We start from the raw sequence: 12,131 nt of genomic DNA on the forward strand, positions 1-12,131 counted from the left end.
TGGCCCGTCGGCCTCCTGGGTTTCCGTCCGAAGGGTCCTGCCCCGGGCACTGCGGCGCGATCGCCGCCTTCCGATCGACGCATCTGTGCGGCCCGTCGCTCTCAGCGGCGGGCCGTCACCGTTTTCTCCACGTCGAAGAGCTGCTCCTCCACGTGGTCGAGTGCCAGCCGCAGCGCGCCGGTGGCGACGGCCGCCTCCCCGAGGAGTGAGAGGGCCACCCGAGGCGGGCGCAGACAGTAGCGGGCGAGCTCGTCGCGGAGCGGATCGAGCACACCGTCCAGGCCGGCGGCCCACCCGCCGATCACCACGAGCTCCGGATCGAGTGCCAGCACCAGAGCCGCGACATCGTGCACCAGCCGCTGTATGAACCGTGCGACGGCGGCCTGTGCGCCGGCGTCCCCGTCCCTGGCCTTGGCGAACACAGCGGCGACAGCCTGCTCGTCCAGAGGATCCAGCGGGGTGTCCGTCGTGGAAAGCAGGTGTTCCGGGGTGACATCGCGGCCCAGCAGATGCAGTGCGCCGATCTCCCCGGCTGCACCGCCGAAGCCGCGATGCAGCCGGCCACCGATCAGCGAACCCGCACCCGGGCTCAACCCTGCCAGGACGAAGACGATGTCGTCGGACTCGGTTGCCGCGCCCTTCCAGTGTTCCGCCACCGCAGCGGTATTGGCGTCGTTCTCCACCAGGACGGGGCAGCGGAAGGAACGCCGCAGCCTCTCGCCGAGCGCGAGTCCGGTCCAGTCCGGCAACGCCGTGCCCAGCCGTACGGTGCCGTCGGCCTCCACGATGCCCGGGCTGCCCACACCAACCGCACGCAAGCTGCTCCGCTGCACCCCGGCGCGCCGCAGCACATCCGCGATCATGCCTCTGACCTGGTCGAGTCGGTCATCCGCGCGCGCCGTCTCGGAGACGTCCCGTGAGCCGGCGCCGACGATCCGGCCGTCCAGCCCGGACAGCAGGGCGGAGACCCGGTGCGGGCCGATCTCGATACCCAGCAGATACCCGGCCTCGGCCCGGAACCTGAACCGCCTGGCGGGGCGGCCCTGGCGCCTGGCTCCGCTGTTGTCCGGCAGCGCCTCCACCACCAGGCCTGCGGCGAAGAGCCCCTCGACGACTCCCTCGACCGTGGGACGTGACAGACCTGTGATCAGGGTGAGATCCGTGAGCGTGGGTGAATCCGCCCCTCGCAGGGCGTGCAGCACCACCGCGGAATTGATCCTCCGCAACAGAGACGGGTCCCCACCGGTCAGCCGGCCCACCGTGCGTCCTCCCAGGTCGTGCGCATGTCTGCCGGATCGTACTCGCTGGCCCGGACTGCGGCGAGCAGCACCCGGAGAGAGGTATCCGGAACCCGTCGGAGCGGGCCACCGGCCGAGCGCGGCGTCGGTCGGTTCGGAGCCACGAAGCCCGACCCGTAGGCGGCGGTCACCGCTTGCGTGCGGTCCCTGGCGCCCAACTTGGCGAGCACCGCGCTGACATGTGCTTTAACCGTCTCCACGCCCACGATGAGCTCGGCGGCGATTTCCGCGTCGGACAGGCCCCGGGCCATGAGGCGAAGCACTGCCGCTTCACGGTCGGTGAGCGCCGCCCGCTCCATCACGGAGATCAGCAGCCACACGCCGGCCACGCGTGAGGTACTGACTGGTGGGGAGCCATGTGTCAGTGCAGGACGGTTTACTGACGGTATGACCACCGCACATCACCTCCGCCTCATCGACGGGATGCGCACCAGGGAGTTCCCCTTGGAGCGCGTTGCGTCGGGCTCGGGAATCAGCGGGCCTGGCTACCACACGGCGCTTCTCATCGGTGAGGACGGCCACGAGCACGGAGACGGGGCAGACCGCGTGGAACACCGGGTGCGATGCCTGGCTGAACACGACGCGCTGCTCACGCTGCTCGCGCTGCGCTGGGGCGAACCACAGGTCGTCAGTCTGTGGAGCGCCCAGGAACGGATGATGGCCGGGGAGGTGATAGCCGAACCCTGGGCCGAACCAGTCGCGGTCTGCGAGTATCTCCAGCTCTGGCATACGGAAGGCCGGTGGATCGCAGTGGTGCTCTACCAGGAGGACGACGGGCCGGGCTGCGAGTTGGGTGTCCTGGTGACCGTGGTCGACCCACCCTGAGCGGGCGTCCGGCCCGTCACGTACGGCCCGATACGCCAGATACGCCCGGTCCGCAGTAGTCCTGCAGCGGATCCCGTGCAGCTTCTGCCGGAGTCGGGGAGCGGGGTGTGGCGGTGGGGGCTCCTCCCCTGCCGTTCAGGCTGTGGGGAGCATCGCGAGGCGGCGGGGAACTGAGTCGGGGATTCGTCGTTGGTCGGGTACGAGCCGTCCGGGCCCGAAGCTTCCGCCGATGTCGGTGACTGACGCCCAGCGGGCTGTTCTGGAGGACCGGGCGCGTCGTCGTTCGACGGCCCAGGCACTGGACCAGCGCTCGCAGATCGTGCTGGTGTGCGCGGAGGCGCACTCGATCCTGGAGGTGTCCCGTCGGCTGAACGCAGCTGCGGACACGGTCCGTACCGGGCGGCGTCGGTTCATCGAACGCGGCCTGGACGGCCTGTCCGACGAGGGCCACGCGAGCCCCTCGCCGTAAGAAACCAGAAGGGTTTCGATGACCGAGGCTTGGCCGTCGGGCGTGTAGAACTCCGCGGGCCTCGCGGGCAGCCAGCGCGCATACGCCTGCTTGTCCCGGGAGAGCAGGCCGGCGAGCGCAGGGCCGTCGGAGTGCTCGATCAAGCGGATCAACGTGGAGCTCACGGGTGTTCTGCCGTCTTGTCAGCCACGCCGGCCGACTGGTTGCGTGGGAGTCATACGGAGGTCGCGCCCGATGATACGCCGACGTCAGCCCGGTCGCTTCGGCCAAGTAGGGACGTCGATGCCGGAGTCGGCGAAGACCTCTGGTGACCAACACTGAACCTCCAGCTCAGGTCACCGGCTGGAGGCGTCCGGGCCGACCGCCGTCAGCAGGCGGGCGTACTCGTCGGCCATGGTGCTCACCGTCCAGTGTGCGTTCAGGCCGCTCGGGTTGGGTAGTGCCCAGACACGGGCGCCGCCGATGTCCCGCTCCTGCGGGCCGATCCGGGCGCGGCGATCGCCGAAGGCCGTGCGATACGCGGTGACACCGACGACGGCCAGCCACAGTGGACCCAGCTCTTCCACCTTGGCCGACAGCCTTTTCCCGCCCTCACGGAACTCCTCCGGGCTCAGCTCATCCGCCCGTGCGGTGGGCCTGGCCACGACATTGGTGATGCCCAGGCCGTATCCAAGAAGCTGACCCTGTTCCGACGGCTTCAGTTGCCGAGGTGTGAAGCCCGACTGATGCAGCACCGGCCAGAACCGATTGCCCGGATGGGCGAAGTGGTGCCCCGTGGCGGCGGTCATGAGGCTCGGGTTGATCCCGCAGAACAGCACACGCAAACCGCCCGCGACCACGTCGGGTACGACGCGGTCGCGGGCAGCCAGGAGTTCCTCGGGTGTCATCCGTCAGAAGGCGCGGAGCGGGCCGGCCGTCAGAGGATGGAGCCGGGGGTGTACGCGGCGGCTTCCGGGTGCTGCTCGGTGATCTCCTCGATCCTGGACACCAGAGCGGCGACCTGATCGCCCGCCGCACCGGTGAACGACAGCTTGTCCGCCATCAGGGCATCGAGCTCACCGCGGTCGAGCGGGATCCGCTCGTCGGCGGCCAGCTTGTCCAGCAGCTCGTTGCGCTCCGCCCCCTGCTCCCGCATGGCAAGCGCCGAGGCGACCGCGTTCTCCTTGATGGCCTCGTGCGCGATCTCGCGGCCGACCCCGGCCCGTACCGCGCCCATCAGCACCTTGGTGGTGGCGAGGAAGGGAAGGTAGCGGTCCAGCTCACGCGCCACGACCGCAGGGAACGCGCCGAACTCGTCGAGGACCGTGAGGAAGGTTTCCAGCAGGCCGTCGAACGCGAAGAAGGCATCGGGCAGCGCGACCCGGCGGACCACGGAGCAGGACACGTCGCCCTCGTTCCACTGGTCGCCCGCAAGCTCGCCCGTCATCGACGCGTAGCCGCGCAGGATCACCATCAGGCCGTTGACGCGCTCGCAGGAGCGGGTGTTCATCTTGTGCGGCATCGCCGACGAGCCGACCTGGCCCGGCTTGAAGCCTTCGGTCACCAGCTCGTGTCCGGCCATCAGGCGGATGGTCTTGGCGACCGACGAGGGCGCGGCGGCCAGCTGTACCAGCGCGGTGACCACGTCGTAGTCGAGGGAACGGGGGTAGACCTGGCCCACGGAGGTGAAGGCGTGGGCGAAGCCGAGGTGCCCGGCGATGCGCTGCTCGAGGTCCGCGAGCTTGCCCGCGTCGCCACCGAGCAGGTCCAGCATGTCCTGCGCGGTGCCGACGGGTCCCTTGATGCCGCGCAGAGGGTAACGGCCCAGCAGGTCCTCCAGCCGCCCGTACGCAACCAGCAGCTCGTCCGCTGCGGTCGCGAAGCGCTTGCCGAGCGTCGTCGCCTGCGCGGCGACGTTGTGCGAACGGCCCGTGATGACCAGCTCGCTGTACTCCGCCGAGAGCTTGCCCAGCCGCGCCAGGACCGCCACCGTACGGTCGCGCATCAGCTCCAGCGAGAGCCGGATCTGCAACTGCTCGACATTCTCGGTGAGGTCCCGGGAGGTCATGCCCTTGTGGACCTGCTCATGGCCGGCGAGAGCGTTGAACTCCTCGATCCGGGCCTTCACGTCGTGCCTGGTGACCTTCTCGCGCTCGGCGATCGAGACGAGGTCGACCTGGTCGATCACACGCTCGTAGTCGGCCGGCGCGGCGTCGGGCACCTCGATCCCGAGGTCCTTCTGAGCACGCAGCACCGCCAGCCACAGCTGACGTTCCAGCTTCACCTTCTGCTCGGGGGACCAGAGGACGGCCAGCTCCGTAGAGGCATAGCGGCCGGCCAGGACATTGGGGATGCGAGGCTTCGCAGACACAGCAGTCACGTGTCCGGATTCTACTGGCGCTTTCTGCAGGTCCGCGCCGCGGGCCGGTTTGTGGCTTCCTATGAACCCTCTGCCCGGGCTCCGGGCAGAGGGTTCAGGCCCCCGCCTCCGGCCTGGCCTCCGCTCCCGCCTCCGCCTTCGTGCTCCGGCCTCCGGCCCGCCGCTCCTACGCCTTCGCCGCCACGAAGCCCCACTGGTCGACCGGCGCACCGGCCACGGGCTCCTCGGGGCGCCACAGGCTGATCGAGCCGAAACCGGGTTCGACGAGATCGAGCCCGTCCGCGAAGGAGCACACGATCTCCTTGGGGCGCGAGATGTACGGCATGGCGCCACCACTGGCGTACTCGTCGGACGCAGCCCGGGTCTCCTCGGTCTCGATGGTGTCGCACAGCATCAGGAAGCTTCCGGCGGGTACCGCGTTGAGATAGTCGCGCAGAAGGGTGGCGGCCTCACCCGCGTCAGCGATGTGCCCCAGGGTGGAGAGCACCATCAGTGCCACCGGCCGCTGAAGATCCAGGGTTCGGGCGGCTTCCCGAAGCACGGTCCCGGTGTCCCGCAGATCCGCGTGCACATAGTTCGTGGCGCCCTCGGGGCTGCTGGTCAGCAGGGCGCGGGCGTGGGCCAGCACGATCGGGTCGTGGTCCACGTACACCACGCGCGCCGAGGGGGCGACGGCCTGGGCGACCTCATGGGTCGCGTTCGCGGTCGGCAGACCGGTGCCGAGATCGAGGAACTGCCGAATCCCCGCCTCCCCGGCCAGATAGCGCACCGCCCGGGCCTGGAAGCGACGAGAGGCGCGGGCGATATCGATGATCTGCGGGTAGAGCTCCTCCATCGTCGCGCCCAGCTGACGGTCGACCTCGTAGTTGTCCTTGCCGCCCAGCCAGTAGTTCCAGATCCGCGCCGAGTGGGGCGTGCCGGAGTCGATCCTGTCCGCCGGTTCCTGGTTGTCCGGTACGCCGCTCATGGCACTCCCCGCTCCGGTGCCCAGGGTGTTCCTGCGCGCTCAGCACCCATGCTGCCCCACCAGTCACATGCGTAACAGGGACAACTGCGCCAACTCGGCGGAAGCGTGCAGCAGATCCGGCAAGGGCGGTCAGCCGTCCAGCCGGCGCCAGCCTGTCACCGGTCCGGGCGCGGACACGTCCTCGGGAGTGATCCAGAAGGCCTGCCCCAGACCCGCGTCGAACTGCGCTCCGGCCCGGCCGTCACCGGAAGAGCGCCCGGTCAGGCGCCGTCCGATCCACGGCATCAGATGCTGCCGGGCGAAGCGGACGTCGTCGATCCGGCGCTGCGCCCACCGTGCGGGCGCGGCGGCGGGCATCGGGATCCGCCAGTCGCTCTCCGCGGGCAGCCCCAGTGTCTGCCATACCGCTTCCGCGACCCTGCGGTGGCCCTCGGCCGTCAGATGCAGCCGGTCGACGTCCCACATCCGCGGATCGCCGAGCGACTCCGCGCCGTACAGGTCCGCCACCAGTGCTCCATGGCGCTCGGCCAGGTCGCCGACCAGCGAGAACAGCTCCTCCATGCGCGGCCGGAATCGTTCCATCACCGGACCGTTCCGCCCGGGGCTGCGCATCAGCACCAGGGTCTTGCACGACGGCGCGAGACGCTCCACCGCCTCCTCCAGCCGACCACGGACCATGCCCATGTCGCACTTCGGCCGCAGAGTGTCGTTGAGCCCGCCGACAAGGGTGATCACGTCCGGCTGCAGGGCTGCGGCGACCGGGACCTGCTCGTCCACGATCTGGCCGATGAGTTTTCCCCGTACGGCGAGATTGGCATACCGGAAGCCGGGTGTGCGGGCCGCGAGGCGGGCGGCGAGGACGTCGGCCCAGCCGCGGTAGGAACCGTCGGGCAGCAGATCCGACATGCCCTCGGTGAACGAGTCGCCGACCGCGACGAGACTGGTGTAGGAGGCATTCAATTCCATGGCGCTGCCGATCGTACCGCGACAGCGGGCCGCCGAAGAGGGCTGCCGGAACGCGGAGGAGGGGCACGGCCTCGGCCGTGCCCCTTCCCGTGCCCGTCACCGGGAGCCGTCGTCAGCGGGCCTGGGGCCTGCCCACCAGCTCACGCAGGACGTCCTCCATCGTGATCATGCCGGCCAGCCGGCCGTCCTCGTCGAGTACGGCGGCCAGATGTGTACGGCTCCTCCGCAGAGCGGTGAGCACGTCGTCCAGCGGTGTCGCCGCACGCACCCGGGCGATCGGCCGCAGAGCCGTCACCGGGAACGGCACGTCGCGCGGCGTGGCGTCCAGGGCGTCCTTCACATGGAGGTACCCGATGATGCGCTGCTCGCTGTCCATCACCGGGAAGCGTGAGAAGCCGGACTCGTGCGAGAGCCGCTCCAGCTCCTCCGGGGTCGTGCCGACCCTGGTGTAGAGCACCCGGTCGACCGGAAGGAGCACGTCCTGGACCGGGCGGCGGCCCAGTTCCAGGGCGTGGCGCAGACGGTCCGCCGAGCGGTCGTCGACGAGCCCGGAATCCTCCGCGTCCTTGACGAGGCGTGCCAGTTCGTCGTCGGAGAAGGTCGCTGAGACCTCGTCCTTGGTCTCCACCCGCAGTAGCTTGAGCAGCGAGTTCGCGAAGGCGTTGATCGCGAAGATCACCGGCTTCAGCGCCCTGGCAAGGGCCACCAGCGGCGGTCCGAGCAGCAGCGCGGTGCGGACGGGCTCGGCCAGCGCGATGTTCTTCGGCACCATCTCGCCGAGCAGCATGTGCAGATACGTCGCCACGGTCAGCGCGATGACGAACGAGATCGGGTGTACCAGTCCGTGCGGCACCCCCACCGCGTCGAAGGCGGGCTCCAGCAGATGCGCGATGGCGGGCTCGGCGACGATACCCAGCACCAGTGTGCAGAGTGTGATGCCCAGTTGTGCCGCCGCGAGAAGCGCAGACACGTGCTCGAGGCCCCAGACGACACTGCGGGCCCGCCGGTTCCCGGCTTCCGCCTCGGGCTCGATCTGACTGCGGCGTACGGAGATCAGCGCGAACTCCGCGCCGACGAAGAAGGCGTTGACGACCAGGGTCAGCAAGCCGATGAAGAGCTGGACGGCGATCATCGTTCGTCCTCCGCCGACTCGTCGCTACCGGGCAGCGGCGCGTGCAGCAGCGCACGCGCGGCGCGATGCCCCGAAGCGTCCACCACGTCGATCCGCCAGCCCGTGAGCTCGACGGTGTCGCCGACCACCGGAATGCGGCCGACCTCCGTGGCGATGAGCCCGGCCAGAGTCTCGTAGGGTCCGTCCGGTACGCGGAGCCCGATGGTGCGGAGCTGGTCCGTACGGGCCGCTCCGTCGGCGGACCACAGCGTGCGTCCGTCCGCGTCCTCGCCCGCGGCCGCCAGATCGGGGGTCTCGTGCGGGTCGTGTTCGTCCCGCACCTCGCCGACGACTTCCTCCACGATGTCCTCCAGCGTCACGACGCCCGCCGTGCCGCCGTACTCGTCGATGACGACGGCCATGGCCAGCTTTCCGGAGAGCCGGTCGAGCAAGCGGTCCACGGTGAGTGTCTCCGGCACCAGCAGTGGTTCGCGCAGCATGTCCGACACCCGCTTACGGGGCCGCTGATCTGCGGGAATGGCCAGTACGTCCTTGATGTGCGCGACGCCGACGACCGCGTCCAGACTGCCCCGGTAGACGGGGAACCGGGAGAGGCCGGTCGCCCGGGTGGCGTTGGCGACGTCCTCGGCGGTCGCCTGTACCTCGAGGGCGGTGACCTGGACGCGGGGGGTCATCACGTTCTCCGCGGTCAGTTCGGACAGGTTGAGGGTGCGTACGAACAGCTCGGCGGTGTCCGCCTCGAGCGCGCCCGCCTTCGCGGAGTGGCGCGCCAGGGCCACCAGCTCCTGCGGACTCCGCGCGGAGGCCAGCTCCTCGGCCGGCTCGAGGCCGAAGCGCCTCAGGATCCGGTTGGCGGTGTTGTTGAGATGGCTGATGAAAGGCCGGAAGACCGCCGTGAAGGCGCGCTGCGGTGTCGCGACGGCCCGGGCTACGGCCAGCGGGGACGAGATCGCCCAGTTCTTGGGGACGAGCTCACCGACCACCATCAGGACCACGGTGGACAGCGCGGTGCCGATCACGAGTGCCAGTGAGGAGGACACGTCGGGTGACAGTCCCGTCGCTTCGACCGGCCCCTGGATCAGCTTGGAGATGGACGGCTCGGAGAGCATGCCCACGATCAGGTTGGTGACCGTGATGCCGAGCTGTGCGCCGGAGAGCTGGTAGGTGAGGCTGCGTACGGCCTTCAGCGCTCCTGCCGCACCACGGTCCCCTCGTTCGACGGCCCGTTCCAGCTCGCCGCGCTCCACGGTGGTCAGAGAGAACTCGGCCGCCACGAACGCGCCGCAGGCGAGGGAGAGCAGGAGCGCCACGAGGAGCAGAAGCACTTCGGTCATCGGTTCACCTCCGTCCCATGATCGGGCAGGGGCAGAAGGTTCGCGCGATGTCGGCGGTATCGACTACTGGGGGGCTCGCCCATGGGCGGACGCTCACACCTTTCGAAAAGAATCGGACGATCGAGGATCCATAGTAAAGGATCGGCAAAATACCCTGTCCGGAGCTTGTTCGCAGCGGTGGGTCCGAGGCCTCCGGCGGCCTGGCGGTGGTCACAGTGACTTGACCCAGCGCCGCCATCGGTCCTCGCGATGGTAGCCAGCCGCGCCCCATGTGTGATGTGCCTGCTCGTTGGACTCCAGGACCATGGCGTCGATCCGTCGCCCGCCCAGGGCGAGGAACCGGCGTTCGGCGGCCTCCATCAGTGCGGTGGCGACGCCTTGCCGTCGGCAGTCGGGGTGCACGGCTAGCCGGTACGCGGAGCATCGCCACCCGTCGAAGCCGGCTATGACGGTTCCGGTGATCCGGCCGTCCCGTTCCGCGAGGATCAGGGCTTCGGGGTCCCGCGCGATCAGCCGGATGACTCCGTCCTGGTCGTCGGTGATGCTCGTGCCTTCCGCGGCCTCGCGCCAGAAGCGCAGTACGGCGTCCGTGTCCGAGAGGGTCGCGCAGCGGATGTCAAGATCGGTCATGGTCCGAGCCAACCAGAGAGCCTGGGGCGACGGGCGCGTGCCCGCTCCCCTTGCGGGTGCTAGCGCACACACGCTAGCGTGAGGGCGTGCCCAAGACTCAGCTGAACGTTCGAGTGGACGAGGCCACCGCCGAGGCAGCGCGGCAGCGCGCCCTGCAGCGGGGGATGAGCGTGAACCGCTACATAGAGGAGCTCGTCAAACAGGATGCGGGCGAGGTGGGACACACCTTCGTCGAGGCGGCGGCCGACTTCATGAAGCAGTACGAGTCGGTGTTCGCCGAGGAGTTCGGCCCGGAGCGCAAAGGCACCCGTTGAACCTGCAGATCGACCTTTCCTGGCTGCTCATGGTCGCCGAGCACAAGACGCCCGGCGATCCACAGGTCGTCGACTGGGGTGCACTCGTCGCCGCCGTCAGCCGGCACGAGGCGGAGATCTTCGGCAGCCCCGTCTACAGCGACCCGCACTCCCGCGCGGCCGCCATGCTGCAGTTGCTCCTCCATGTGCCCGCGCTCGAGCACTCCAACGCGATGTTCGCCTCTGCCGTCGCCTACGGCTATCTCGTCGCTTCCGGGCTGAAGGTCATCACCTCGCCCGAGCAGGTACGCGATCTGGCACGACTGGTGAAGGAGGGCAAGGCCGACGTCCGGACCATCGCCGACGAGCTGCGCCGGTGGAGCCTGTGACCGGGGCTCCTCAGCCCGCCTCCGCCGACTGGTCCACCACGGCGGAGCGGCGGGCCACGCCCAGCACGCATGGGGAGCTCGGCACCTGCAGACCCTTCTCCGGGATACGGAAGCTGCGGTACACCCCCAGCTCGAACCCGGCCTCCTCGATCGCCGCGACCGTGTCCCGCGCCGTGTGGCAGCCCCCGAAGAGCAGCGGCCAGAACGTGCGGTCCGCTGCCCGCTGCGCCGTCGCCAGTGCCCGGCCAGGGGCCAGGGTGTGCTCGAAGAACCGCAGCTCACCCCCTGGCCTCAGCACCCGCTTGAGCTCCGCCAGTGCGCGCGGCAGGTCCCGCACGGTGCACAGGACCAGTGAGGCCACTGCCGCGTCGAACGCCTCGCTCCTGACCGGCAGTGCCTCGGCCGTGCCCGGAACCACATCGACCGGCACCTCCGCGCGCAGCGCCGCACCGGCCGCCAGCTGCCGCAGGTTGCGCTCCGGCTCGATCGCCACCACTTCGGACACCGCCCCCGGGTAGTGCGCGAAGTTGAGACCGTTACCCGCCCCGATCTCGATGACACGGCCGGAGAGACCGGCGAGCAGCTCGTCGCGATGGCCCGCCACACCCCCCTTGACGTCGGCGACCACGCTCATCCGGGCGTAGAAGCGGGCGAATACCGGGTGGTGCACGGCGTCCCGGGGGACAGGTGTGCTGCGCCGTCGCATGATCGGGCCTCCTCGGAGGGCACGTGGATACGGCTCCCCTTGAATTCTCCCCCGTACGGACCTGCTCAGCCCCTCATCAGGCAGGACGATTCCCGCCCAGCTCAGGTGCCAGCCAACTCGCCGCCCGCGCCCGGAAGTCTGCCGGTTCCAGGGCCCCCGCCCCGGCCGGCACCGCGCCGAGCAGGGGGGCGCCCGCCGCGACCGGCAGGTCGTCGATGTTGCACCGCGACGCCAGATCAGGTTCGCCGGGCATGCTCCCCACCACCACTCCCGGGCACGCGAGTCCTCGCGTCCGCAGCGCCTCCGTCGTCAGCGCGGTGACGTTGAGGGTCCCCAGGCCCGCGGGCGCCACCACCAGCACGGGCGCCGCGATCAGCCGCGCGGCGTCCGCGAGCGTGGCCCCCTGCTCGTCGTAACGGACGAGCAGCCCGCCGGCGCCCTCGACCAGGACCAGGTCGTGCTCCGTCGCCAGCTTCTGGGCGGCCTCGGCGATCTCGTACGGACGTACGGGCGCGAGACCGGCGCGGCGTGCCGCTGTCTCGGGCGCCAGCGGTTCCGGGAAACGGGCCAGTTCGACCGCTGTCACATGGGCGCCGGCCAGTCGCGCCACCTCGGCGGCGTCCCCCGGTTCACCCGGGGCGAGACCCGTCTGGGCGGGCTTGAGGACCGCGACGCGGAGGTCACGGAAGGCGGCCGCCACCGCCGCGGTCACGATCGTCTTGCCGATCTCGGTGCCCGTACCGGTCACCACGAGGATCGTCAT

The 12,131-nt window shown here is 70.0% G+C and carries 14 protein-coding genes and 1 pseudogene; 4 read left to right on the forward strand and 11 right to left on the reverse strand.

Annotation, left to right across the window (positions count from 1 at the left end):
* Window positions 1-101 precede the first annotated feature (101 nt).
* Window positions 102-1,259 (reverse strand): ROK family protein, encoded by a 1,158-nt coding sequence (locus ACFYQ5_RS03180; protein ID WP_389192312.1) that lies wholly within the window; start codon window positions 1,257-1,259, stop codon window positions 102-104.
* Window positions 1,260-1,393: 134 nt separating this feature from the next.
* Window positions 1,394-1,603 (reverse strand): annotated as a pseudogene (locus tag ACFYQ5_RS03185) (response regulator transcription factor); the annotation flags it as partial.
* 82 nt (window positions 1,604-1,685) lie between these two features.
* Between ACFYQ5_RS03185 and ACFYQ5_RS03190 the strand changes: the two are divergent.
* Together ACFYQ5_RS03190 and ACFYQ5_RS03195 are read left to right on the forward strand one after the other, a co-directional pair.
* Entirely contained in the window at window positions 1,686-2,123 is a 438-nt protein-coding gene (locus ACFYQ5_RS03190) for a hypothetical protein (protein WP_389192315.1), read from the forward strand.
* A gap of 229 nt (window positions 2,124-2,352) precedes the next feature.
* The gene (locus tag ACFYQ5_RS03195; protein ID WP_389192318.1) at window positions 2,353-2,592 is read left to right on the forward strand and encodes a hypothetical protein; all 240 of its coding nucleotides are present in this window, start codon (window positions 2,353-2,355) and stop codon (window positions 2,590-2,592) included.
* Window positions 2,593-2,927: 335 nt separating this feature from the next.
* Here ACFYQ5_RS03195 and mug read toward each other — a convergent pair whose 3' ends face one another.
* From mug to ACFYQ5_RS03230, 7 genes are all read right to left on the reverse strand, one after another.
* The gene (gene mug / locus ACFYQ5_RS03200) at window positions 2,928-3,479 is read right to left on the reverse strand and encodes a G/U mismatch-specific DNA glycosylase (protein WP_389192322.1); all 552 of its coding nucleotides are present in this window, start codon (window positions 3,477-3,479) and stop codon (window positions 2,928-2,930) included.
* 29 nt (window positions 3,480-3,508) lie between these two features.
* Window positions 3,509-4,951: an adenylosuccinate lyase gene (purB, locus tag ACFYQ5_RS03205; protein WP_389192325.1), complete on the reverse strand. Its 1,443-nt coding sequence runs from the start codon at window positions 4,949-4,951 to the stop codon at window positions 3,509-3,511.
* A gap of 166 nt (window positions 4,952-5,117) precedes the next feature.
* A complete protein-coding gene (locus tag ACFYQ5_RS03210; RefSeq protein WP_389192328.1) occupies window positions 5,118-5,918 on the reverse strand; it encodes an SAM-dependent methyltransferase in 801 nt (266 codons plus the stop codon).
* Between the two features lie 129 nt (window positions 5,919-6,047).
* Window positions 6,048-6,884, reverse strand: a complete 837-nt coding sequence (locus tag ACFYQ5_RS03215; RefSeq protein WP_389192331.1) for an SGNH/GDSL hydrolase family protein — start codon at window positions 6,882-6,884, stop codon at window positions 6,048-6,050.
* A 112-nt stretch (window positions 6,885-6,996) separates the two neighbouring features.
* Window positions 6,997-8,016 carry a hemolysin family protein gene (locus ACFYQ5_RS03220; RefSeq protein WP_389192333.1) on the reverse strand — a complete coding sequence of 340 codons (1,020 nt, stop codon included), beginning with the start codon at window positions 8,014-8,016 and terminating at the stop codon, window positions 6,997-6,999.
* Window positions 8,013-9,350 (reverse strand): hemolysin family protein, encoded by a 1,338-nt coding sequence (locus ACFYQ5_RS03225; RefSeq protein WP_389192336.1) that lies wholly within the window; start codon window positions 9,348-9,350, stop codon window positions 8,013-8,015. Before ACFYQ5_RS03225 ends, ACFYQ5_RS03220 begins: the two co-directional genes overlap by 4 nt.
* Before the next feature lie 210 nt (window positions 9,351-9,560).
* Complete coding sequence (locus tag ACFYQ5_RS03230; protein ID WP_389192339.1) at window positions 9,561-9,980, reverse strand: GNAT family N-acetyltransferase; 420 nt, start codon at window positions 9,978-9,980, stop codon at window positions 9,561-9,563.
* An 86-nt stretch (window positions 9,981-10,066) separates the two neighbouring features.
* Between ACFYQ5_RS03230 and ACFYQ5_RS03235 the strand changes: the two genes are divergently transcribed.
* Window positions 10,067-10,294, forward strand: coding sequence for a hypothetical protein (locus ACFYQ5_RS03235; protein ID WP_030921856.1), 228 nt, complete (start codon window positions 10,067-10,069; stop codon window positions 10,292-10,294).
* A complete protein-coding gene (locus ACFYQ5_RS03240; RefSeq protein WP_389192342.1) occupies window positions 10,291-10,662 on the forward strand; it encodes a fic family toxin-antitoxin system, toxin component in 372 nt (123 codons plus the stop codon). Before ACFYQ5_RS03235 ends, ACFYQ5_RS03240 begins: the two co-directional genes overlap by 4 nt.
* Before the next feature lie 10 nt (window positions 10,663-10,672).
* Here the strand turns inward: ACFYQ5_RS03240 and ACFYQ5_RS03245 are convergent, their stop codons facing one another.
* The gene (locus ACFYQ5_RS03245) at window positions 10,673-11,368 is read right to left on the reverse strand and encodes a class I SAM-dependent methyltransferase (protein ID WP_389192345.1); all 696 of its coding nucleotides are present in this window, start codon (window positions 11,366-11,368) and stop codon (window positions 10,673-10,675) included.
* A 76-nt stretch (window positions 11,369-11,444) separates the two neighbouring features.
* Entirely contained in the window at window positions 11,445-12,131 is a 687-nt protein-coding gene (gene bioD / locus ACFYQ5_RS03250; RefSeq protein ID WP_389192348.1) for a dethiobiotin synthase, read from the reverse strand.

The organism is Streptomyces sp. NPDC005794, from assembly GCF_042871445.1.
Classification (GTDB): domain Bacteria; phylum Actinomycetota; class Actinomycetes; order Streptomycetales; family Streptomycetaceae; genus Streptomyces.